This is a genomic window from Thermodesulforhabdaceae bacterium (assembly GCA_037482015.1).
Classification (GTDB): Bacteria; Desulfobacterota; Syntrophobacteria; order Syntrophobacterales; family Thermodesulforhabdaceae; genus JAOACS01.
In genome coordinates this window covers 48606-73070 of record JBBFKT010000003.1, presented here as the reverse complement: position 1 = coordinate 73070, position 24465 = coordinate 48606, and the positions used below count along the sequence as shown (strand labels likewise).

Here is a 24465-nt window from a genome sequence, read left to right as displayed (position 1 = left end):
CCTTCGCTCGCTGTGATCAACTCACGAGAGGACTCTCACCTCCAGGAACACGTCCATGCTGGGCGCACCGATTGTAGGGGCACGGCATGCCGTGCCCCTACAATGTATTACGGAGTTTTTAGAACACTCTCATTTATTGGACAGCCCTGTTAATAATGTAACCTGAGCACCCGAATACGGGCGCCTTAATGCTAAGCTAGAGGCATGGGATTACATTCGGAAACTGCTGTAACTGCTGTTTGTATTTTATAGCGTCGAAACTTTCTTTATATGAAGGAACACACAGTACTGGAAACTTCATCGTAAGTGGCCTTGTCTATGGGAACATTCCCGTGAGCCAGGATAGAAAAATTCCTTTTGGTGAGAGCGTTTTTCAATCGCTTTTCCCATTTGCGGTAAACTTCTCCCATTGGTTCGTTATCCATGGCTGTCAGGATTGCATAAGCCCAGCTCTGCCCTATTCTGACCTTACCGTCATCATCAGGGATGAGCTTTGTTCTGACACTTTCCGGGACTTTGCTGAGATCCACGTTTGATGTATCAATTTGGTATTGTTTTTTGAGTCTTATCTGGGCAAGGAGCTCAACCGCTCGATAGAGACGTGCCACCGCATCGTCAAACCGCATTTGAACCGCTCTTCTTTCGGCGTTCAAAAGAAGATCTTCTACCTCCTCGTATCCGCCCTGTTCCTGATCTTGAGCTTTTATGAGCTTTCTTAAAAACGCAAGCCACCTGCCCGTAAATTCACCGTAGTGTTCCAAAAAGCTTAGAGCTTCCCGATGATCAAAAAGATCCCATGCATTGAAGCCTTTACAAAGGTTGTTTGCTTTAATGAGTTCTCTTCGTATTTCTCCGGGCATGTATCGTGAATCGGTAAGCAATCTCTCGAGAACTTCTACAGCTTCCCCGTAATGGTAGCCCCGAAGAAGTTCGCTTACTATTTGAAGATGCTGTCTGATTCTTACCTGAGCGACGCTTACCGGAACCGGAACATCTCCCGATCGAACCTTTATCAGATCAACCCTTGGTCCCACATTGCACTGAAGATCCCAGTCTGTAAGGAGCGAAAAAGCTACCAGGGCGGCGCTCATGGTCTTGGTACCGCCCGTGTAGTTGGCTATCACACTGAGACTTTCATCGGCAAACCGTTTTTCTATGTCTGACTTCACTTCGAGCAGCTTTTCGTAGCACATCTGAAAATCGTCGGGATCTTCTATTTCGATTATTTCATATTTTTCAGCCTGTAATCCCGCCTGGTCAACTATTGATGGCATGGTCTTTACAGTTCCATCCTTTTCCCTTTCCTGACAGGGTTTGTCCTTACCGTCCACAACTTTTCTGCTCCCTTTTGATCCCGAGGAGCAGACAAAATAAACAAAGTCAGGACTGGTTTTCGAAATAGCGTTAACAATGGGTTCACAGGATCCGCCTACGGTCAAAATAAGGATTTTCTTCGGCATATTTAATCCCTCTCTTTTGCAGGTTCCCTCACTGGATCATTGCCCAGAATCCTCGTTATTACATTACAGATTCTGGCAGCGGCTTTTCAAATAGATTCACGGAAAAAATTCAAAAAATTTTGAAGTCAATTTTTGAAAAAATGGCATTCAGTCCCGTAAAGCAAAAATGAGAGAAAGATAACCTGTGTCTACGAGGAACGACATGAGCGACAGAAGCATTCTTTTAAGACGGCGTTTCAGGACAGAAAAAATCGAAATTCAGGCAACCATTATAACCCCTATGTTCCTTGGGGATGCCAAACAGGCACCTTCCTTAAGACCTGAACCTTTTAAGGCTCTCCTTCGCTACTGGTGGCGCCTTGCCGCATCAGTAAAATACCCATCACACGGAGAGCTTCTCGAAGCGGAAAATAAAATTTTTGGTGGGTCCGGTGGCGAAAAGGATGAGTGGGGGAAAAGTCTCGTTGTCGTTACAATTAATGGTTTTCCAAGGATAGGCAAAGGTCTGGAACTGGAACTGAAACAGGTGGGATTTGTAAAACATCCTGAGGTTGAACGTAGCGGAGGAATGGTGAATCCCTTGCTCTATCTGGGATATGGATGCATTCGTTACAAGAAAGAAAAAGGTGGCGTATTTTGCAACAGAAAGTATTTCAAACCTGGTGGTTCCTTTACTATTTTCCTTTCAGTTTCTTCTGAAATCCTTGATGATAAGGATCAGGCAGAATTATTCAAAACAGCTCTTTACTACTTTAGAGCCTTCGCAGCGGCAGGATCCAGATCCAGAAACGGCTGGGGAAGTCTCCAAATAGCAGTTAATAGCCTGGAAATTTCACAACCCCAGGATCCTATTCCATTCACTGAAAAACTTTTTGAAAAGGATTACCCTCATGCTCCTCTAGATGGAAAAGGTTTTGCTATATGGAGGACGAAAAATCCTTTTGATTCCTGGCAGGATGTCATGAAGGAACTCGCTCAGATTTACATAAATGTTCGGACATCTCTTTCTCTACAACCAAAAGGCAATCTCGCCGAAAGACATCTTCTTGGGATTCCCGTAACAAATCATCATCCTGTGGCTCATCTCAGGGAAGGAGATCGTCATGCGTCGCCTCTTCGTCTCCTGGTGAGAAAGCAAGGGGAAAAATATTATGGTTTTATAGTTCACATTCCTTTCGGTATGGGATTGAAGATAAACAAAAATCCTGAGACCAAAGAGCTTTATTTCAGCCCAGCGCATCAATTAGATGTCTGGAAAAAAGTTTACGAAAAACTGGATTCAGAAAACTCAGTAAAGAGGGTTAATATCAATGAACTTGCGAAGTGACGAAAATTACTGGCAGAAAAAACTTGCCGCCTTTCTTCACGATCCGCCTGATAAAGTTCTTGGACTTCGGGATCATATAGGGCGATCCAGGGAATTAATTGGCGAACTCTACCTCACGACGGCGGAAGAGCATCTTATAAAGAAGGCTGACATGATCGCCGCAGGTCTGGATCGCGCCTTTTTGCCCGGAAAGGACGAAGGTGGTCTGGTGGATTTTATAAAAAGCCCGGTCATCACTCATCCCACTTCGAAAGCTCATCTTACTATGAAAAACTCTTTCGCTGATACATCGAAAGACTTGATAACCTTGCTGGAAGACGATGAAAACCAGCTTCCCAGAACTCAACCCTTGCGATCTGCTGCTCTCTTTCATTACTTCCGCCATATCCTGCCCTATCGTCTTGCATCGTCTAAAGCAGGAAACTTGAGCTGGGAGTGGATCCGGCTTCCTGCAGACAGTCGCATACCCGATCATACAATCTGGCAACACTGTGCCCTTACTTCGGCACTCTACTCCTGCTACGAGTTGTCTCCAGAAAGAAAAGCCGCCGTTATGGTTTTCAGCATTGTTCCTGTGCAGGACTTTATTGCCCGATCCCGGAAACTTCGAGATCACTGGACAGCTTCCCTTATTCTCTCCTGGCTTTCTTCAGAAGCAATGAAAGCGGTTATACTCCGCTATGGTTCCGATCACATTATCTACCCCTGGCCTGTGGGGCAACCCCTGGTTGAGCTTTTCCTGGACATCCTGTTCAGTTTTCCCAGGGACTGGAAGCCGAGATATTCCCTGGAAATCCGGGCGGCAACCCTTCCGAATAAGATTGTCTTTCTTGTGCCCGCCGGAGAAGAAAAAGAAGCGGCGGAGTTCGTCCAGAAAAGTGTATCTGGTGAATGGAAGAAGGTCGCTGAGGAAACTAAAGATCTAGTCGTTAAAAAATGCTTCCGGAACCTCCAGGGTAAGGTCTGCCTTGAAGCTTTCGAAAGAATCTTTGATCGTCAGGTGGATAGTTTCTGGGAATATCACTGGGCGGCAGGGCCTCTTCTAACTGAACAAGAAGCTTCAGACTGGAAAGATTTCTTACCTGGAGAAGTTTTTGATGTGGTTTCTGAATACCTGGGGAAAGCCAGAGCGCATAAACTTCCTTTCTCTCTGGACGAAAATCAGGATACTCATCAAAGTGCTTATTATAGCGAAAGCTTTTTCTACAGCCTTTCTCACGACCTGGCTCAACGAAGCCTTGCGGCCACGAAACTTATGCCGGAAAACTTAAGAGCCGAAGAACCAGGTATAAAATGCCATCTCCACACGGATCTTGAAGCCCTGCGCTTTTCCTGCCTTGAGTGCAGTATCGCGGGAAGGGACTGTGTCTTAAATCCCGGTAGAAAACCTGATCCCAACCCAAGACCAAGCCTGGATCCCTGCTGGATAGAAATTCGTAAAAGGTTTTCCGAAAAAGAAATTAAACAAACGGAAAGGCTTTCGGCTATTGGACTTATAAAAAGGCTCCTTTATAGAGCTGTTCCAGAAAACCATCCTCTTAAAGAATTTTTCAAGGATGCCGCGGGGTTTCCGTCCACAACGGAGGTTTCTCTATCGGACTGGCTCAGGAGAAACGACAAAAGAATTAGAGATGCGGGTTTAAAGCCCAGAGAAGTGGCAGAAATCGTTCATCGACAGGACAGCGCTGAAAGTGAGAAAAATGAAATTGAAACCGTTGACGATGTAAAAACAAAGCGGGTCCTGGAAATAATTCAGAAGGCTTCAGAAGACGATCCTGTTCACAATGTTGATCGCTACTACGCCCTTCTTGTGATGGATGGCGACAACATGGGAAAACTTCTTGCAGGAGGATTTTCTTCGGAGTGGCGTGATGTTTTTCATCCGGAAATTGTAAAGCGGCTTGAAGCCAAAAGGATTTCCAAAATATATCAGTCCTTCTGGCATGAAATCGTAAGGAAAGAGGAAAATAAAACCTTAATGGACGAAAATAGAATGCTGTCGCCTTCTGTTCATGGTGCTATATCCCAGGCCCTTTCTGAATACGCTCTAAACACGGTTCCTCGAATTGTTAAGAAACACTCGGGATGGCTCATCTATGCTGGAGGTGACGACGTATGCGCCGTTTTTCCTGTGTCAACGGCTGTTAGAGCGGCAAGGGAGCTTGCTGAAGCCTACAACTGGGCTTTCGTAAGGCTCAACAACGGCACTGTTGCCCCGATAGTCAGTGATGACGAAATTTCCGAAAAAGATCGTCTTCTTGTTCACCTTGGAGAAGGCAAGGACATTTCCATTTCTGCTGGGCTTTTCATGGCCCATCACAAGTGGCCTCTTCGAGCTGCCATCAGCCGGGCTCATGAGCTGCTTGAAGATGCAAAACATAAGGGTCGAGCGGCAATGAGTCTTTCCTTGCAGAAGAGAGCGGGTGGTGAGCGTCTTTTTACGGCAGGTTTTAAGGATACCTTCTGGGAGGAAGTGAAAGTCTGGGATTCTTTTGAAAAGCTCGTGGAAGCAATCGCAAGAAAGGAAATCAGTTCTTCTGTGATTTACGACCTTGCCGAACTGGAACCTGCTCTTCTCAACCTGGAGGTAGATAAAAAGAGCTTTCTAGGGCTTATCGCCTCTCGCCTTGAAAAGAGCAAGGTAAAACCTATGGCAGTGGCTCTTAACGAACTGGCTTTACACATAGCCGTTCTTCTTCTGGGTGGAAGATCTGACGATGAGAACAAAGAATCCATATCAACGGAAGTAATCGAAATAGCCCATTTCGTTGCGGAAGCCGTAAGAAGAAACAAAGCTTTTGTCTAAAGGATGGAGATGGGGCATGTCGCAGGAACAGAACTTTTTTGTAGAACAATGGCTTGAACTAAGACCGCTGGATACCCTCTTCTTTAGGGGTGGGGATCCGATGGAGGCGGGTGAAACTCATGAGACGGGAAGACCACTTTTTCCGCCCATGCCTTACACTGTAGTCGGAGCCCTGAGAACGGCCATACTGGCTCAGAGAAACCTCTCGCCTGATCTTGTAAAAAAACTTCGAGACGATGAAGACCTCGATGCCGAAAATCTTCCTTTCTGGGGAACTCCTCAGAAAAGCGGTTTCCGGATTGCGGGTCCCCTTTTCATGGTTGGAAGAACTCTACTCTTTCCGGCTCCCGCAAACTGGTTTCGCGAGAATAATAAGGGCAGGGACATTCTGGAAATCTTTCAGGCGCTCCCGCAGGATAATGTGCCCCGGGTGTTCACCGATAGAGCCTGCATGGTCTGGATAAAGAATCCGCCTCGAGATGCAGAGCCCGTAACGGGAAGTTACTGGGTAACTGCAAAGGCTCTTGAATTATCGGCAGAACAGGAAAATTTCCAGCTTCCGGTGAAAAGCCGCATTGAAAATATTAGGCACGATAAAGCCATGGCTATTCCGAGAAATGCACTTTTTGTGCTGGAAAATCGAGTTGGTATTGCCAGGGATTACAGCTTGAGAACAACAAGGCGAGGACATCTTTATGCCACAAAACATGTGCGCTTAAAGGAAGGTGTTTTTCTCGCAGTGGGGATAGACAAACCACTCGTTCCGTCCCATCTGGATCCGTTGGGAGTGTTTCAATTTGGCGGTGAAGGAAGGATGACCCGTTACCGTATTCTTGGAGGGGATATAGAACCCCCGAAGCCAAAGGCAAACAGACTCCTTCTTCTTTCTCCATTGCCCTGGCGGCTGGCTCAAAATGAAAAACTTACGCAGGGAGCCTATGCTTCCGGAAAGCTCATCCGAACTGGCGGCTGGGACATGAGAAAGGGGTTTCACAAACCCGTTGAGACTTTTTTCCCGGCAGGAACGGTATTCTTTGGTAAAAGCAATCCCGGATTGTGTGAACTGATATCTTTTTAATTAGGAGGTTTTTATGTTGTGGGGTGGAGAAAAAAGGTTGTGCATTCTTTATCCGTTGACACCTCTTTGTGCCGGATCAGGGCAGGCTCTTGGGGCCGTGGATCTTCCCATTCAAAGAGAACGTCACACAGCCTGGCCCATGATTCAGGCTTCCGGTATTAAGGGATCTATGAGAGACTGGTGTGAAAACGCCTGGAATGACAAAGGGACGGCCGAAAGTATCTTTGGCAAATCGGGAGAGACTGGATCCAATTGGGCCGGTGCCATTACCGTTACTGATGCCAGAATTCTATTCTTTCCTGTGAGATCCAATGTATCACCCTTTGTGCATGTAACATGCCCTGCCGTTTTGAGGCGGCTTTCGGAAGATCTGGAACTTCTTGGATATAACCCCCTGCCAGGAGTGCCCCAGCTGTCTAATTCCGATGAATCTCTGGCTTTAATTGAAAGTATGCCTGCCCAGGTTATACTTGAAGATATCGTAACTAATGTAAAAAACAATACCAGGCTGGATAGTCTTAAAAATTTTGTCAAAAACTATGTCCCTTCAGTTAAAAAAGCCCTTATCGTTTCTGATGATATTTTTGGCTATCTGGTCCGAACAGCCACGGAGGTTCAGGCTCACATTGCTATTGACGATGCTAGCGGAACCACAAAGGATGGCTCCCTTAGATACCAGGAATATCTTCCTTCCGACTCGGTTCTATACTTTCTTGCTTTTTTTTCGGATGTCAGAGCTTCAGGAGTCAATATTAAAGCTAAAGATGTAGCTTCCAAAGTAACCATGGACGGCGTTTGCTCTCACATTCAAATCGGCGGAGATTTTACTCTTGGTAAGGGCATCTGCAAGGTTCAATGGGTAAATGGAGGTAGCAAGCAATGAAAAGTCTGTCCCAAGAAAGATCGGCTTTTGCTTATGAAAAAGCAAAGTCCGCCTTTAAGAAAATTGGTTCAATGAAAGAATTTTCCAGCTTTGTAGCAGGCCTTCCTGCCATGATTCTTCAAAACGGCCTTGGGCATACCTTGTGCTTTCTTCTGGCAAAGGCGGCTAATCAAGGTGACAACAAGTATAAAAAGGACGACAAGCACTGGCTTGCTTTTGAAGCTCTTGCGGAGTGGCTCAAGGAACGAGGAATGCTTTCCTTCGACATAAATAAGCCGGCTGATTTAATTGAGGAAATAACAAAGAAAGGAGTTCTGGAAGTCATAGCGATCCAGGAGGAAGCTTTAAGGTTTCTTGAATGGTTCAAGGTGGTGAGCAAGGTTTTCGTGGAGGATAAGTAGAATGCGTGATTCTAAAGGTAAAAAAGAAAAGCCGAAAGAACTGGATTTTCGTCCCCTTCCTTCAGTTGTAAATGAGGTTGTGGAAAAATCTCTAAGTAATGAAAATCCCTTTAACTTCGGTCTCTATTTCAACAAATGGCTAAAGGCGGTAAAATCCACCGCCACGGGGCACATCAAGTATCAGTTTCAAACAAAACCTGAAACGGTTTTATCTTCTGGGGGCGGCCATCATCAGGCTGATGAATCAGTGGGATATTACAGGAAAATAAAGCCTTTCCTATTTGAGATTCTTAAGCGCAAGATAGAAGAAAGGGATGGGATTTGCGAAGCTTTCAAAAGGATTGGATACGAGTGTTACCGGTATCGGGCTAAGCTGTTAAGCCCATTGATTGTTGGGCTTGGAAATTCAAATCCTACCGAGCGAGGCTTTACTTTTCACTGGACTATGGGCATTCCCTACATTCCTGCTGAAGGAGTCAAGGGAGTGTTACGGCTTGCGTATCTTGTAAACAAAGCCACGGAGGATGAAAATTTTTTCAGCCATTGGGCTGATGAAGATGCTACTTATTGGGAAAGTCTTAAAGATCTTTTCGGGGCTGGAGTTGAAAGTTCCCAGGGAACTGGTGCCAAAAAAGGAAAAGTAATATTTATGGATGCTCTTCCCGCTGATGTGCCTGAACTTGGGATCGAAATTACCAACTGCCATTACAGGGAATATTACGGTGGGGAAAGAGGACCTACGGAAGATCAGCAGCCTGTGCCTATTCCTTTTTTGGCTGTAATGCCAGGTTCTGTTTTTGACTTCATATTCCTGCTGAAAAAGGAACTTTCATCCGAGATGAAGGAGAATTTTGAAAAAGCCTTTGAAAAAGCTATTTCAGAACATGGTTTTGGCGGAAAGACATCAACAGGTCACGGGCGGTTTGGAGTTTAAAGCTATAGAGTGAGTCTTTTTGAAGACTTACCCAATTTTTTCAATATGTTGCAGGTTTATTGATGTAATTCCGACATAAACCCCTAGATCACATTCTTATAACAGTCCAGGCATATTCCGTGGCTTATTTTTGGCAGTTTAGGCTTCGTCATTAGATCTAACATGTTGATAGCTTCTTCCACTTCTAACCAGAGGTCTTCTTTTGCTTTAACTCGCTTACACCAGCTACACACTACAATAAAAGTTTCTTCTCGCGACACATTTTTTAGGAGAAGACGAACGGGTTTGCGATACTCGATCTTTAAGATCCTACTTTGAAATTCTACAATTCCTTTACCCACAGGCAGGATAGTCATCAGCATATATCGCCTGCACGAGGGGGCATCACATCGGAAGTTGAAGGATATAGGTTTTCCCGTTTGTCTAACTCGGCTTAAAATTGCTGAGTATATTGCTCTTACTTCCTGGTCAGTAATTAAATCCCACAAGCTTTTTCCAATAATGAAGGGCGATGCAAGATGTGAAGCATCGTTGTCTTCTGCGAAACGAAACCACTCTTCGTTAACAAAAATTAACCTGTCGGAATTATCCACTCGGTATAGGATAATAGAATTATGCGTCATACATGCCTCCATTTTTAAGTTCGTAATGTCTTGTTTGATTTTCATTATTCCAAGCTTGGAAATTAAAGGGAGTGTCCAATTGGGCGCTCCCGAAAAATGGGTTCATCTCAAAAATGGGCTAATATCGTAAATTTCAACAAGAGCGACTCCAGTTCTTCCCCCTGTTTCTTTTACTATAACCGTATAACATCCAGGATATGCCGTAACGACAACTGCTGCTTCTTTTGGGTTGGGTGGTTGAATTCTTAGTTGTAATAAAGTAGAAGCGGTTGGGTCGTTTACCCAATCGTCAGTTTGATAAAGAAGAGTTCCGCTTGGCAAACGAATTTCAAACATTGGATCTGCTAGAGTTCCAGAAACACCCATGGCATTTAAACTTGGTCCTAAAGCCCTTATTATTACGGTAAGAGGCTGGTCTGCTATACAAAAACCAGCAATCATAACATTATCCCCGGTTCCTACGTAGCCTCGGGTGGAGATGTTTATTAATGTTCCATCTATTCCACCACCACTGGTTGACATATACGAAGCTACGAAATCTTTTGTCTGGGTTATTGTTAGGGCGTTGTCAGCCGAGTTTGGGCTACTACGATCTACACCAACAGGTTCCCCTCGATAAGTAACTCGAGGGTTTGAAAAAAAAGGGATTCTTGATGAGTGGTAAGCCATAATTGTTCCCCAGATGTTCGAAGGGTTGATGTATCCGTAAGAGTAAGAAAAAATTCCTTGGCTTCTTGCATGTGCTCGATCATGCTGGCAGCCAAGGTTGTGACCTAATTCATGAGAAAAGGCAAAATCGGAGCAGTAATAAGGACTTCCATCAGCCGAATTACCAACTTGAATTACCGAAAATGCTGCATGGTTAGCCATCCAATCTTTTTGGGTCATTGATGGTAATAACCATCCACATCCGCAAGCATTATTCGTGGAGTTGTTAAATCTTCTAAGAAGAACTACAAGGTCTGCTCCATATCTAGATCTCAATGAAGGCATCTCTGAGAAAATCCCGCTGGCATTGGTCAGCTCGTCAAGAATCTGACATGGATCTCCATCGTCAGTGTATGAAATCTGATGTTTATAAACTAATCGAATTTGGAGAGGAATCTGACTATTTGCGTAAGCCTGATTTGTCAGATCTACAAAATGTTGAATAGCTGCTTGAGTGGCCCCTTCAGAACCGTAATAAGCTACAACGCCGGGAGTATAGTAAACCATTACATCCACGGTTGTGGAACTTGAAGAATCTTCGGTCTTGGGAGGCTTTATTACGGGGATTTTGTCTAAAATATTTTGCGAGTCCTTTTCGTAAGGAGAGGATTCATTGAGAGGAAAAGAGGGAATTTTAACGTCGTCTCCAATTGGCATCTCAAGGGCATGATTAAGTTCATTTAATTCCACGAGCCCTGTAGCTTGCGATGGTGTAATTTTAATTATTCTCAATCCAGCTTGGAGTGTTCCAAAAACATAGTCTCCAGATGTTGTTAAAAGAAGATAGTCCCAGGAAGAATAATTCTCTGGGATTCCCAACCAAGTTATGCCGTCAGATCTTTTCTGGATACTTTTTGTATCCATTATTGTGTTGACATTGCCTATATTTACTAGGACTTTATCACTTGGTTTTAAAGACTTTAGTTGGTTAATATCCACAATAGCGTATTCATTTTTGGGAATTGGGGTAGGATCCGCCAAAGTTCCTTTGGGGAATTGAGCGTGACCGGAAACGGAGTAAAGCAAGACGGGTAGATTATTTTCACCATGACCGTAAGGTATGACAGTTAACAATACGATAACAGTGATCAATAAGGTTCTAAGAATGAACTTCATGATCTCTCTAGCTCCTGTGTTTGGTTTTGTTGGTAAATTCAAATAAAGTATGCAATAGAGTATAGGGGCGATTGTCTAATTGGTCGCCCCCGAAATAGGTTTATCTTAGAAATACAAAAATTCCGTAATATCGTAAACTTCAATGAGAGCAACTCCAGTTCTTCCACCTACACCTCTGACTATAACCGTATAACATCCAGGATTTGCCGTAACGATAGCTGCTGCTTCTCTTGCGCTAGATGGTTGAACTCCTAGTTGTAATAAGAAAGAAGCGCTTGGGTCGTTTCCCCAATCATCGTTTTGGTAAAGCAAAGCTCCGCTTGGCGAACGAATTTCAAACATTGGATCTGCCAGGGTTCCGTAAACTCCCCAGGCACTTAAACTTGGTCCTAAAGCCCTTATTATCACGGTAAGAGGCTGGTCTGCTATACAAAAACCAGCAATCATAACATTATCTCCGGTTCCTACATAGCCCCGAGTAGAAATATTCACTAAAAAACCTTCTACTGCTTGTGCTCTTAAACTATGAGCATAAAAAGTGATGGCAAGCAAAGTTATCACTACCAAGATAAGCGTTCTAGAGGCCTTCATGGCTTTTTCTCCTTTTCTTTGGTGTTAGCAGTTTTTACCAGATCTTTACCCTAGCCACACTAAGTCATGCTCTTTGTTTGATTCAAACGGCGGCTATGGAATTTTCTTCTTCCTCAGGTAGGGATTCTTTGCCAGAAGGAGCAGACTGTTTGCGGATGTAAATCATTAAAATGGACAGAGCTGCCGGGGTCATGCCGGGGATTCTTGATGCCTGCCCAAGAGAGCGAGGTCGAATGGCGGTAAGTTTTTCTATAAGTTCATTCGAAAGTCCGGGAATGCCTTTATAGGAGAAATTTTCTGGAATGAGAATGCTTTCCAGGTTTTTGAATTTCTTAACTTCGGCTTCCTGCCTCCTTATGTAGCCTTCATATTTACAGGAAATTTCAACTTGCTCCCTGACTCTTTCAGAGAGCTCCTTTGGTGGGGGAGAGATTTTGCAAATATCTTCATAAGTAAGCTCAGGGCGTTTCAGAAGTTTATCAAGGCTTGTCGGTTCCTGAATCGGCGCCGATTGCCTTTCCTCAAGGAAAGCCGCCAGCTCCTTTGATGGAACTACTATCGTGGTTTTTAACCTGGAAACTTCTTGTTTTATCTCCTCCCTTCTTTCTAGAAGTTCCTTGTATGTGTTCAGGTCGTGTAGCCCTAGCTGATAGCCTTTTTCAAGAAGTCTCAAGTCGGCATTGTCTTCTCGAAGAAGCAGACGATATTCGGCTCTCGATGTGAACATCCTGTAGGGTTCATTGGTTCCTCTTGTGACCAGATCATCTACAAGAACAGCCATGTAAGCTTCTGACCGATCCAGAATAAAAGGCGGCCGTCCCTGCACTTTAAGCGCCGCATTTATTCCTGCCCACAATCCCTGAGCAGCCGCTTCTTCGTAGCCTGATGTCCCGTTAATCTGCCCCGCAAAGAATAAACCTCTCACAAGCTTCGTCTCTAGAGTCAGGAAGAGTTGAGTGGGTTGAACGAAGTCGTATTCAATAGCGTAAGCATGTCTCATAACTTCGGCTTCCTCAAGTCCTGGAATTGAATGGATGATTTTCATCTGAATTTCATAGGGAAGGGAATTTCCGGTCCCGCTTGCGTAGATTTCTTCCGTGTCGAGCCCTTCAGGTTCCAGAATTATCTGATGAAAATCCTTGTGAGAAAACTTCATGACCTTGTCCTCGAGCGAAGGGCAGTATCTGGCTGAAACTCCTTTTATCGTTCCATTATAAAGCGGTGAAAGATGTATGTGTTCTCTGACAATGCGGTGGGTTTCTTTAGTTGTTCGACCTATGTAGCATTCAACCTGTGGAAGCACAATGCGATCGGTAAAGAGCGAGAAAGGCTTTGGATTTTCGTCCCCGACCTGCCGTTCGAACTTGGAAAAGTCAATGCTTCGGCGATGTATTCTTGCTGGAGTCCCTGTTTTCATCCGTCCCAGAGCAAACCCCAGAGCCTGAAGCTGATCGGCGAGGCGGTTTGATGGAAACTCACCCGCTCGCCCAGCGGGTATTTGTCGCCTTCCAATGTGAATCAACCCGTGAAGAAACGTCCCGGTAGCCAGCACAACAGCTGGAGCTTCGTAAAAGACCCCAATCTGATCAATAACTCCCTTAATTGCTCCATCTTCAACCACCAGTTCTTCAACAAGCGCCTGTTTGAGGTCAATTCCTTCGGTTTTTTCGATAACGTGTTTCATGAGAGTTCGATATCGCACTTTGTCGTTTTGAGTGCGTGTGCCTCGCACAGCAGGACCTTTTCTGGTGTTTAGAATCCGAAACTGTATGGCCGTCTGATCTGCCACTCTTGCCATTAAACCACCAAGCGCATCTATCTCTTTTACGAGATGACCTTTTGCAATACCTCCAATGGATGGCGAACAGGGCATGTGAGCAGTGGTGTCGAGATAAATAGAAAGAATTAGTGTGCGACAACCCATACGAGCAGCCGCTAGAGCTGCTTCACAGCCAGCGTGTCCAGCTCCAACTACAATAACATCATACTTATAATGAGATTGCTGTCTTTCGGTTGACAACTCCTTTTGTCGCTCCATTTCCTTCTTGTCACCTTCCTTACTGTAAGAATATTTCAATTCCGAGCTCCTTTGCTCGGCTTCTGACTCTTTTGCGGACATCCTCGTCCATAACTATGTCCTCTGGCCAGGGGCGAGTGTGCCCGTCCTGTGAACCTTTCTTTGTAGCATTTACAACGATTCTGCCTTCCTTAACGATAATATCCCTTTTGGGGTCCACATTATTGAAGATTTTCCACAGGACCATAGAACCGTCTTTTAAATTTATTCCTTTGTCGCAGATAACGAAAACAGAAAAGTTTTGTAAATCGGGATGTTCCAGAATAACCGGAGCTATCTGCCAGGGACGATGTCCCGTAGAAGTGTCATCTGACAAATATTCAACGAGAAGAACAGAATGCCGGGTGTTAAAGTCCGGAGCGAAGCAGTCAGTTATATTTGAGCTTATTTCTCGAAGAATTACAAGAGCATCGTTTCTGGAAAGAGTTTTTTGTGTGCCTTCTGGTAGTCTTCTTTGAGATTCCTCTTTGTGGGGCAGGGTAGCATCAATGCCTATTTTTGAGCCATAGAAAGGATTGGGGGAACTGTGATCCAGGACATCGAGAATGCCTTCCGAAAGTAAAAGATCTCTATCAAAGTCCACATTGTTCAGAATGTGTCGTAATACTTCAGCAGGATTTTTCAAATCTACATTATGGTCAACAACCACAATGGCTTTGCAAAAAGCCATCTGCCCCTGACCCCATAAGGCGTTCATGACCTTGTGAGCGTGTCTTGGATATTCCTTTTTTATGGCAACAATGGTGATATTGTGAAAAACCCCTTCCCAGGGAAGCCAGTAATCAACAATTTCTGGAAGAATCATTTGAATAAGCGGAAGAAAGATCCTCTCGGTCGCTTTTGCCATATAACAATCTTCCATTGGTGGCCGTCCAACGATGGTCGCCGGGTAAATGGGATTTTTTCTATGAGTTATAGCTGTCACATGGAAGACAGGGTAAAAATCTTCAAGGGAGTAGTAGCCGGTATGGTCTCCAAATGGTCCTTCTATTCTCAATTCATCGGGCGGCACATATCCTTCCAGAACAATTTCAGCATAGGCAGGCACTTCAAGGTCAACAGTCAGGCATTTTGCCATTGGAACCGGTTTTCGCCTTATAAAGCCAGCAAAAAGTATTTCGTCTATTCCTCTAGGTAAAGGAGCCGTAGCAGCATAGGTTGTGGCAGGATCTGTTCCAATAGCTACAGCAACCGGCATTTTTAATCCAGCTTCTCGGTATTCCTGATAGTAATGTGAACCATCTTTGTGAATGTGCCAGTGCATACCCGTTGTAGATCGATCATAAACCTGAAGGCGATACATGCCAGCATTGCGTTTTCCAGTTTTAAGGCTTTTTGTTATGACCACAGGAAGTGTCACAAAAGGTCCTCCATCCCTGGGCCAGCACTTTAGAACGGGAAGTCTGGAAAGATCCACATCCTTTCCCAGATAAACCACTTCCTGACAGGGAGGACGTCCTCCACGGTAGCGGCGAGGAAAGAAGTTAATAGCTTCCCAGCCCAACTTAATGGCTTTCAAGGAGGAACCCGGTTTTTTGCCAGCTCCGAATTCTACAAAACTTCGCACTCGTTCTGCGAGTTCTTCAAGATTTTTCACTCCTAGAGCCATACAGATGCGCCGTTCGCTACCAAAAGCATTTGTAAGCACGGGGACGGAATAACCTTCGACGTTTTCAAAAAGTAAAGCCTTACCCCCACCCGGAGCCTTGGATGCGATGTCGGTAATTTCTGTAATTTCCAGGTCCTTAGATACTGGAGCTTTAATTCGCAAAAGCTCTCCAGATTTTTCTAGTGCTTCGACAAAAGCGTGAAGATCTCTGTACCAGCTCTGTGTCATTTCTTTCCCTGCATTCTGGTTTTAATTTTTCTCATCCGCTAACTTTTTCATTTAGAAAAATAGCCGGATTATGTCCAAACGAAAACCTAAAAATCTATAGGGTTTTTTCCAGGAGATGGTTTTACACCAGTGTTAGTCGTGGTATAGAACATAACGGCAATAGTTTTCTTTTACTCGGTAGCATAATTAAAAGGGGAACGTAAGAAGTTATGGCAAAGCTAATGTGGCTTTTCCTGGGAAAATGGGATCATGACCTTGTTACTTCGGCTATTGAATTGGGTGTGGATGGCATCGTGAGTCCCGAAGAACTCACACGTCGCATAAAAGAACTGGGACGTATAACTGTCGTATCTTCAAATGGCGATCTCGCACCGGGAAAGGACGTTTTCTTTGAGGAAATAAAATCTTCCGAAGATATGCTAAGAATTTTGGAGCGTCTCAGGCATGGTATTGTATGTTTACGCCAGCCAGATTGGAACATTATCGCGGTGGAAAACCTGGTTGCTGCGGGAGGAAAGCTACTCCTGGGGGTGCGTAGTCTTGATGAAACTCGGCTTGCTCTAACCATTCTCGAGAAAGGCGTCTCCGGCGTTCTGGTGGAAACCGATGATCCGAACATTCTGCGAGGGATTGCCAGTCTTGTCAAAGGCATGGGAGAAACATTTCAGATACAGGAAGCCGTTGTAACATCGGTTGAACCTGTTGGGCTTGGTGATAGAGTCTGTGTTGATATGGCTATGATGCTTGGGCCGGGCGAGGGGCTTCTTGTGGGAGATACGAGCTCTTTTCTGTTTTTGGTGCATGGCGAGACGATAGAAAACCCTTACGCGGCACCGCGACCTTTCCGGGTAAATGCCGGAGGAGTTCATGCTTACACCCGCATTCCCGGTGGAAAAACAAGGTATCTTGCGGAACTGAGGTCGGGAGATCCTGTTCTGGTGGTTTCGCATGATGGTAAAGCTCAAGAAGCAGCGGTTGGACGAGTCAAAATTGAGCGTCGCCCACTTCTTATTATAAAGGCTCAGCTTGCTTCTAAATCTGATGATGGACTTTCTCTTGTAAGAACCTCCCAAAAAGGAAGCCTCATTTTGCAAAATGCCGAAACTATACGGCTCGTTAGTCCATCGGGGAAACCTATCTCGGTTGTGGAATTAAAAAAGGGAGACCGAGTCCTTGTTGTGACTGATGTCCCGGGGCGTCATTTTGGAATTGCCGTTGAAGAAACGATTTCCGAAAAGTAGATCAATTTTTATGACAGTTGACTAACTGGCTCGGAAAGAGCAAGAAATTTCGTGGTGGAAAACTATAACTCTTAAAGGGAAAAGTTGTGATGAGTGAAGAACTGGAGAAGTTACGCCGGCTTATTGATGAAGTTGACGAACGTATATTGGAATGCCTTGCCGAAAGAATGAGACTTTCTAAGGCTATCGGCGAAGTTAAAAGAAAGGAAGGGCTTCCTCTTTTTGACGCTGATCGCGAAGAAGCGTTAATCAAAAAACTTGTTGTTTCGAATAAGGAGCCGCTCTTAGAACCGACTTTTTTGCGATCCATTTATAGAGAAATATTCGCCGCTTCTAGATCTCTACAATACACTTTAAGCGTTGCTTATCTCGGTCCCGAGTGGACCTATTCACACGTCGCTGCCAGATTTATGTTCGGAAACAGTGTCGAATATATTCCGTTTCCTACACTTTCTGACGTTTTTGATGCAGCTTTCCGCAATCTTTGTTCCATAGCCGTTGTTCCCATAGAAAATTCCCTTGAAGGAAGTATTGGTGTGACGATGGATTTTCTCTTTGATTACGATCTTTCGATCCTTCGGGAGAGCTATGTTGCTATGGAATATGTGCTGGCTGTGGCGGATGAGTCCTCTTCTGTTATCAGGGAAGTTTATGCTCACCCAAGAGCTATGAATCAATGCAGGAAGTGGCTTGCGGAGCATGTGGGATCGGTAAATTATGTGGAATGCGCCTCCACTGCTGAAGCTGCAATGCGTTGTAAGGAAAAAGCTTCTCCAGGAACAGCCGCTCTGTGTAATTTATTCGCAGCTCGCCATTACGGCCTCTATGTTATGGCTCAAAATATTGCCGATTATCCGGGAGCCGTTACAAGATTTGTGGCTCTCGGTAGAGCTCAGACGGAACCAACAGGAAACGATAAAACCTCCATTGTGTTTGCTATCTACCACACCCCGGGGACTCTCTATAAGGCTCTGGAGCCTTTTGCAAAACACGGCGTAAACCTGAGCCGTATAGAGTCCAGGCCCAACCGAAGGCTCCCAAAGCATTATCTGTTTTTTGTTGACCTTGAAGGACATCGGCTGGATCCTTTAGTTAGTAAAGCCCTGGAGGAGATGGAGCGTAATGTATCAATACTTAAAGTTTTGGGTTCTTACCCAAAGGCTTCCATAGACGAGCCTGTAAGAGTTCACGGTGAAATGGTCAGAACCGAAACTTAATTGTTCTTTGGGAAAGGACGACTTTCCAAGGACTTATAGGGAGTAGCATATGATCCGCCCGGCTCAGGAAAGACTCTTTGGGGTCATAGGTTCTCCGGTTGGGCACAGCCTCAGCCCTGTAATGATGAATCGAGCCTTCGAAGTATGCGGGTTGAATTGCCGCTATCTGGCAATGGAAGTTACAGACCTCAAAGAGGATCTGCCGATTTTAGCCAGAGTAGGCTTTGATGGCTTAAGCGTTACGGTGCCTCATAAGGAACGAGTAATGGAATTTATTGTAAATGTTGATCAGGAAGTAAAAGTTATAGGGGCTGTGAACACTCTTAAGCGTCTTGATGAAGGTTGGGAGGGGAGGAATACTGACTGGATCGGAGTGGTAAGATCTCTAGAGACAGCAGTTTCATCTCAGAAAGTAGAGCCATTCCCGGATGGTTTCTGGGCTGGGAAGAGAGCCCTTGTGGTGGGGGCAGGGGGAGCTGCCAGGGCAGTTTGTTACGCTCTTAAGAAGATGGGCATGAAAGTTACAGTTTCCAACAGAACTCCTGGGAAAGCTGAAAATCTCTGCCGTGATTTTTCCTGCAACTCCGTGCCATTAAATGAGCTGGGGAATTTTCAAGCCGGCGCCTGGGATGTGATTATTCAAACCACGCCCGTGGGGATGACCGGATACGATGAAAAATCTTCCCCTGTTCCGCCAGCACTTTTTGCTCCCGGCGTGGTGGCTATGGACGTGGTTTATACTCCACGATGGACGGTTTTTCTGCGGGAAGCGAAAGAGCGTGGCGCCACAGTAGTATTTGGCCTGGATATGTTACTTTATCAGGGAGTTGCTCAGTTTGAGTGGTGGTTTGGCATTCCGGCGCCTCTGGAAGCCATGAGAAAAGCTCTGGAGGATGCCATTTCAGGCACTTTTTAGAATTGGAAAGGGGCTACTAATGACCGATATAGTTAAGGAAATTATCCCCTGTGACCATAAAGTTTCTGGCGTAGTTTCTCTTCCTGGTTCAAAATCTATGACTCATCGAGCAATGCTCATGGCGGCTCTTGCTGATGGACCCAGCACTATTCTTAATCCTCTTCGCTCAGAAGATACACTCTATACGGCACAGGCTCTGGAACAGTTGGGATGTAAACTTGAATGGATTCTGGAGAAAGAAGAAATAAAGCTTCGTATTTCTCCTCTTCCTGTGAATGAGAGGAAATCAAATGCCGAGCTTGTTCGTCTTTTTGTGGGAAATAGCGGCACAACCATGCGTCTTCTTCTGGGGTTTTTGGGAGCAGTTCGCGGTTGCTTTGTGCTTGATGGTTCGGCTCGGATGAGAGAACGCCCTGTTGGACCCGTTGCCGAATCGATGAGCCAGCTCGGAGTAAGATGCCGCTTCCTCGAAAAGGATGGTTATCCGCCGGTTGAAGTTTTTTCGCAGGGGCTTAATGGTGGTCATGTCCTGGTGGATGCTCGAAAAAGTAGCCAGTTTCTTTCGGCGGTTTTGATAGCCGCTCCCAGAGCTTCTTCTGACGTGATAGTAAAGTGGCTTGAACCTGTTGCTTCCTTTCCTTATGTTGTCATGACGCTCAGGATGATGAAGGAGCGAGGGATAGAAATCAGGGAACTGAGTTATAACGAGCTTCTCATCCCAGCTCCACAGACCTACACAGCTGGAACTTTCACAGTAGAGGGTGACTGTTCCTCGGCTTCCTATTTCTGGGCGACGGCGGCTTTAACGGGTGGGGAGGTGCGCACGGAACCAGTCTTTCGGGAGAGTTATCAGGGCGATGCTGAATTTCTTAAGGTTCTTTCAGCTATGGGGTGTTCTATTGTTCGAGATGAACGGTCAGTTACAGTAGTAGGACCTGAAGAACTCTTAGCTGTTGATGTTGATATGAATGCCATGCCGGATATGGTGCCGACTCTTGCGGTTCTTGCGGCTTTTGCGTCCGGGAAGACCGTTATTCGTCGAGTAGGTCATCTCAGAATTAAGGAATCCGATCGCTTAAGGGCGGTAGCTTCAGAATTAGGAAAGCTTGGCGTTAGAGTGGAGGAAGGCGAGGATTTTCTTGTTATCTACGGAGGGACGGCAAAAAAAGGAGCAGATATTGAAACCTATGATGACCATCGTGTTGCCATGGCTTTTTCACTTGCAGGGCTTAAGATTCCGGGAGTTCGAATAAAGAATCCAGATGTGGTAAAGAAATCCTTTCCAGAATACTGGTTCGTTTGGGAACGGTTTGTATATGGATTTTAAACAGGGAGGGGGGAATACGTGTATATGCACTGTCATTCTGCGTTCTTACTCCTATGTCGAGGGAAAATCGCATTTCATTGTGTTTCTTCGAAAGATAGCTCATACGTTGTTCACACAGAAAGGAAAGTTTTTACCAACGCCTTGGCTATTTTGACCATTTTTTTCGTGCTGGCTCTAAATGTATGTGCCTGGGCAGGGGAAAATGCTCTTTTTAGCCCGGTGGCGTCACAGATATTTTCTCGCGAATGGGCGACGGCAAAGGCTGAAATTGGAGGAAGCGCTCGAGTTTGTGGAATCGAAATTAGACGACTTCCTGATGGACATGTTGTTTTCGCCGAAAATAACCATGTTCCACTGGTTGCTGCATCTCTTACTAAGGTTCTGACATCGCTTGCCGCGCTTAAGAAGTTGGGACCTAATCATGTGTTTAAAGTGGAACTACGAGGACAAAAGCCGCAGGGGGGAGTGATTCCCGGAAATCTCTATGTGTTCAGCAATGGCAATCCCTTGTGGTTTTCAAGAGATGTGAAAAGTTGTATCGAGACTTTTGTAACTTCCACGGGGGTGAAGACAATACAGGGAAATGTTATTGTGGATCAGAGATTTTTCTCTCCCTCGACTGAACAACTCTGCCTGGATGGAAAATGCTACAGATCATATAATCCCACCATTTCAGCGGTGGCGGTTGATTTTAATAACCTGGTTGTCACAGTCTATCCAGGAGCAAAAGTCGGTGATAAGCCTAACGTTGCCTGGGGAGAATCCTGGAGCGTGCCGATACCTATCAGGAATAGTGCAAAAACAGTATCGGCAAAGCAGGGGACGGCTTTGTCCTTCAGGCTGGTTTCTGAATCTGGAAATCTTGTTGGGGTGCTCGCCGGAAGAATCTCCATTAAAGATAAGTGTGGCAAGACTTTTTCAGTAAAGCTAAGTGATCCTTCCAGGGTAATTGCCGGGGGAGTAAAGAACCTTCTTATGGCTGGTGGAGTGCGATTTGGGGGAAGACCTGTGTCGGTTCAAGAAGAATCGGTGACCACACTATTTTCGTGCCGAACACCTACTCTGGCTGATGTGCTCCACGGTATCAACCGTCACAGTAATAACTTTATGGCTGAAATGCTTCTTCGTCACCTGGGTGGAGAAGTGCTGGGGGCGCCTGGAACCAGAGAAAAGGGAACAAGGGTGGTGGCTGGCGTTTTGCAGGAAATAGGCATTCCCTCTCAGGAGTTTTATCTGGATTCGGGGTCTGGACTGAGCTACACAACTAAGGCAAGCCCGGCAACATTTGGTGCTGCACTTTCGTATCTTTACCGAGATCCGGTTTTCCAAACGCCCTTCCTAGCTTCTCTTGCAGAAAGTGGCAGGGAAGGAACCTTGAAACGCCACTGGGCTGGGATGCCTTTCAGGGTTAAAGGCAAAACCGGGACTCTTGCTAACGCTGTAGGGTTTTCGGGTTACGTTTTCTGGAATGACAATGCTGCGCCGTTTGCAGTGACCTACATCTGTAACAATGTCTCGGCAACCTGGAAGGTGAGGCAAGCGATGGATAAGTTTGTGTGGAAATCGGTGATGGCTTTGAAGAAAATGCCCTGACGCGCTAGGAAGACACAATATTATACTGGCGCATTTTCCGCCATAGAGTGCTCCTTCCCCAACCTAGAATTTGTGCAGCTTTGCTTCGTTTGCCTTTGGCTTTTATGAGAGCATCGATAATCATTGCACGTTCAACATCATCCCACCTGGGATTGGGGGGTATTTCAAGAGGTATCGAGGGGTTTGGGGAAAATGTATCATCCTGTGAGTCTGGAACTGAAAGGGGATGAGGTTCCTTAGGTGGGAAAGTCTCATTTCTTAATGGTTCTACTGGGACTGGTTTTTTATCCTGACTTGGGGTTGGTTCAAAAGCTGTGACACTGGCTTCAGTTAGGTAGGATGGAAGATTAGAGATTTTAATTTGTTGTTCTGTGCAGATATTCACAGCGTATTCGATGATATTTCTAAGTTCTCGCACATTGCCAGGGTAAGAATAGGATAGAAGAAATGATAGCGTCTCCGGAGAGAAATTCTCGATAGGTTTACGAAATTCCGCAGAAAAATGCTTCAAAAAGTGATATAGAAGTAGCTTAATATCATCGGGTCTTTCTCTTAAAGGTGGTATATGAATGCGAACCACATTGAGGCGATAAAAGAGGTCTTCACGAAATCTGCCTTCTCTTACCATTTCCTGAAGATTTCGATGAGTTGCGGCGATAATTCGGACATCGACTGGAACGCCTTTTGTGCTTCCAAGGGGATAAATGACTCGATCATCAAGAAAAGATAGGAGTTTGACCTGGAGGGAAAGAGGCAGATCGCCTATTTCGGTAAGGAACAGGGTGCCTGTGTGAGCAAGCCGGAATCTCCCGGGTTTTGCGTGAGTAGCTCCCGTGAAAGCGCCTTTTTCATGCCCGAAGAGTTCTGATTCCAGGAGAGTTTCAGGAAGAGCACCACAGTTGACTTTTACAAAAGGACCTTTGCTTCTTGGCGATGCTTCGTGTATGACCTCTGCAAGAAGATCCTTGCCTGTGCCTGTTTCGCCCGTTATCAGGACGGAAGAATCGGTTTGAGCTATACCTTGAGCAATTTGAAATATGCGCTCCATTTGAGAACTTCTAGCTACGAAACGGCTGAACCTTAATGGTATATCGGAAGACAAAGAGTTGGAAGAAGTTTTTAAATTTTCTATAACTTCCAGGAATCCGACAATTTCGCCAAGGCTGTTTTTTAAGGGGGTGCAAGATAAACGAGCCTGAATTTTTTGTCTTTCTCGATTTATAAAATCTCCCTCTCTTACTACAGTAAAAGAATTTTCTTGTGCTTCCAGAGCAAGGCATTTTTGGACACACCAGGTTCCTCTTAGTATGTATCTGCAGGGAATACCTTTATACATGTATGGATCCATCCCAGTAAGCACCTGAGCAGCTCGGTTCATGAAAGATAGCCGTCTGTTTTGATCAACCACCATTATACCAAGGGATATAGCATCGAGGATGGACTGAAGAGTAACTTCATCTCTAAGGACTTCTAGGACATTATCTTCAGCACTGTTCATAACTGATTTCCTTCAAAAGTATCTTTGTGTATCATTATGGTCGATATAAAATAGTTTCATTTTGTTTCTAAAAGATTCAGGCTGCAGAGTCAAGATGAAAAAGAGAGTATTCGAAAGAGATTGTAAAGATACTATATAAGTTACACGTATAGTGGTACAGTATGCCTTGCCCCTACCTGTTTTGGCACTGTCCTTGCCTTTCTAAATGTGTAATGTCGATGGAGTAGAAACTTTCAAGCGTTGGGAGTATATTCGAGATGATCACAGTTCTTTTGGTTGAGAGGGATCATGATTTCAGGAAAGGAATTGTTCGTCAGCTTATGACCATGTCCGGGTTTGGAGTTTTGGAAGTTTCTAATGAAACAGAGCTTAACGAAGCTCTTTTAACCAGATCTGTGGATGTTGCTCTTGTTGGGGTTTCTGCTGGGACTAGGTATCAAGATATAGAAATTGTGGAGAAGATAAACCGTACAAAACCGGAGATTCCCGTAATTGTTATGGTTCCTGAAAAGCTTACCAGCCTGTCGATTGAAGCAATGCGTTTTGGAGCTAGGGATGATATCTTTGTTCCCTTTGATGTGGTGGAGCTTGTTGAGAAGATATATAAGGTTCTCGGCATAAAGAGACGGAAAAAAGCCGGGTGGAAAGAGAAGTTAGAAAGGGCCTTAGTTGGGATAACCTTTGCCGAAGCTAACCTTGATAAATATGCAAGAGGAGTGTTGAGCGAGGGAGAGTCCTCAAGCAAGAATGGCGAGTCTGAGGACCTAGATAGCTGATGGAACTGTTGCTATTTTCTGTGGATTTAGGAACACTAAGTCAGTTATGTATATCA

At 45.1% G+C, this 24465-nt stretch carries 19 protein-coding genes; 12 read left to right on the top strand and 7 right to left on the bottom strand.

Annotated elements, in window-relative coordinates; translation table 11 throughout:
* Positions 1-266: 266 nt before the first annotated feature.
* A complete protein-coding gene (locus WHS38_05745) occupies positions 267-1460 on the bottom strand; it encodes a TIGR02710 family CRISPR-associated CARF protein (GenBank protein ID MEJ5300476.1) in 1194 nt (397 codons plus the stop codon).
* 202 nt (positions 1461-1662) lie between these two features.
* Here WHS38_05745 and WHS38_05740 point away from each other — a divergent pair, with 202 nt between their 5' ends.
* The 6 genes from WHS38_05740 to cmr6 are packed head-to-tail and all read left to right on the top strand — an operon-like array spanning position 1663 to position 8889.
* Entirely contained in the window at positions 1663-2787 is a 1125-nt protein-coding gene (locus WHS38_05740; protein ID MEJ5300475.1) for an RAMP superfamily CRISPR-associated protein, read from the top strand.
* The gene (gene cas10, locus WHS38_05735) at positions 2771-5593 is read left to right on the top strand and encodes a type III-B CRISPR-associated protein Cas10/Cmr2 (GenBank protein ID MEJ5300474.1); all 2823 of its coding nucleotides are present in this window, start codon (positions 2771-2773) and stop codon (positions 5591-5593) included. The genes WHS38_05740 and cas10 overlap by 17 nt, the downstream gene beginning before the upstream one ends.
* A gap of 16 nt (positions 5594-5609) precedes the next feature.
* Positions 5610-6671 (top strand): type III-B CRISPR module-associated Cmr3 family protein, encoded by a 1062-nt coding sequence (locus tag WHS38_05730; protein MEJ5300473.1) that lies wholly within the window; start codon positions 5610-5612, stop codon positions 6669-6671.
* A gap of 13 nt (positions 6672-6684) precedes the next feature.
* The gene (gene cmr4, locus WHS38_05725; protein MEJ5300472.1) at positions 6685-7554 is read left to right on the top strand and encodes a type III-B CRISPR module RAMP protein Cmr4; all 870 of its coding nucleotides are present in this window, start codon (positions 6685-6687) and stop codon (positions 7552-7554) included.
* Positions 7551-7955 (top strand): type III-B CRISPR module-associated protein Cmr5, encoded by a 405-nt coding sequence (gene cmr5 / locus WHS38_05720; GenBank protein ID MEJ5300471.1) that lies wholly within the window; start codon positions 7551-7553, stop codon positions 7953-7955. Before cmr4 ends, cmr5 begins: the two co-directional genes overlap by 4 nt.
* A 1-nt stretch (position 7956) precedes the next feature.
* Complete coding sequence (gene cmr6 / locus WHS38_05715) at positions 7957-8889, top strand: type III-B CRISPR module RAMP protein Cmr6 (protein MEJ5300470.1); 933 nt, start codon at positions 7957-7959, stop codon at positions 8887-8889.
* A gap of 83 nt (positions 8890-8972) precedes the next feature.
* On the opposite strand, the gene WHS38_05710 is transcribed toward cmr6, so the two are convergent.
* The 5 genes from WHS38_05710 to WHS38_05690 form a co-directional block, all read right to left on the bottom strand.
* Positions 8973-9512: a hypothetical protein gene (locus WHS38_05710; GenBank protein ID MEJ5300469.1), complete on the bottom strand. Its 540-nt coding sequence runs from the start codon at positions 9510-9512 to the stop codon at positions 8973-8975.
* Between the two features lie 102 nt (positions 9513-9614).
* Positions 9615-11336: a reprolysin-like metallopeptidase gene (locus WHS38_05705; protein ID MEJ5300468.1), complete on the bottom strand. Its 1722-nt coding sequence runs from the start codon at positions 11334-11336 to the stop codon at positions 9615-9617.
* A gap of 105 nt (positions 11337-11441) precedes the next feature.
* Positions 11442-11927, bottom strand: a complete 486-nt coding sequence (locus tag WHS38_05700; protein ID MEJ5300467.1) for a hypothetical protein — start codon at positions 11925-11927, stop codon at positions 11442-11444.
* Positions 11928-12009: 82 nt separating this feature from the next.
* Positions 12010-14004, bottom strand: a complete 1995-nt coding sequence (gene mnmG, locus WHS38_05695; GenBank protein ID MEJ5300466.1) for a tRNA uridine-5-carboxymethylaminomethyl(34) synthesis enzyme MnmG — start codon at positions 14002-14004, stop codon at positions 12010-12012.
* Positions 13985-15841, bottom strand: coding sequence for a menaquinone biosynthesis decarboxylase (locus tag WHS38_05690; protein ID MEJ5300465.1), 1857 nt, complete (start codon positions 15839-15841; stop codon positions 13985-13987). Before WHS38_05690 ends, mnmG begins: the two co-directional genes overlap by 20 nt.
* A gap of 209 nt (positions 15842-16050) precedes the next feature.
* Between WHS38_05690 and WHS38_05685 the strand changes: the two genes are divergently transcribed.
* From WHS38_05685 to dacB, 5 genes are all read left to right on the top strand, one after another.
* Positions 16051-17082: a 3-dehydroquinate synthase II gene (locus tag WHS38_05685; protein ID MEJ5300464.1), complete on the top strand. Its 1032-nt coding sequence runs from the start codon at positions 16051-16053 to the stop codon at positions 17080-17082.
* An 89-nt stretch (positions 17083-17171) separates the two neighbouring features.
* Complete coding sequence (gene pheA, locus WHS38_05680; protein ID MEJ5300463.1) at positions 17172-18299, top strand: prephenate dehydratase; 1128 nt, start codon at positions 17172-17174, stop codon at positions 18297-18299.
* A gap of 49 nt (positions 18300-18348) precedes the next feature.
* The gene (aroE, locus tag WHS38_05675; GenBank protein ID MEJ5300462.1) at positions 18349-19215 is read left to right on the top strand and encodes a shikimate dehydrogenase; all 867 of its coding nucleotides are present in this window, start codon (positions 18349-18351) and stop codon (positions 19213-19215) included.
* Between the two features lie 19 nt (positions 19216-19234).
* A complete protein-coding gene (gene aroA, locus WHS38_05670) occupies positions 19235-20542 on the top strand; it encodes a 3-phosphoshikimate 1-carboxyvinyltransferase (protein MEJ5300461.1) in 1308 nt (435 codons plus the stop codon).
* Positions 20543-20566: 24 nt separating this feature from the next.
* Positions 20567-22135 carry a D-alanyl-D-alanine carboxypeptidase/D-alanyl-D-alanine-endopeptidase gene (gene dacB, locus WHS38_05665; GenBank protein ID MEJ5300460.1) on the top strand — a complete coding sequence of 523 codons (1569 nt, stop codon included), beginning with the start codon at positions 20567-20569 and terminating at the stop codon, positions 22133-22135.
* A gap of 4 nt (positions 22136-22139) precedes the next feature.
* On the opposite strand, the gene WHS38_05660 is transcribed toward dacB, so the two are convergent.
* The gene (locus WHS38_05660) at positions 22140-23633 is read right to left on the bottom strand and encodes a sigma 54-interacting transcriptional regulator (protein MEJ5300459.1); all 1494 of its coding nucleotides are present in this window, start codon (positions 23631-23633) and stop codon (positions 22140-22142) included.
* A gap of 257 nt (positions 23634-23890) precedes the next feature.
* On the opposite strand from WHS38_05660, the gene WHS38_05655 reads away from it, so the two are divergent.
* A complete protein-coding gene (locus WHS38_05655) occupies positions 23891-24409 on the top strand; it encodes a response regulator (GenBank protein MEJ5300458.1) in 519 nt (172 codons plus the stop codon).
* Positions 24410-24465 lie beyond the last annotated feature (56 nt).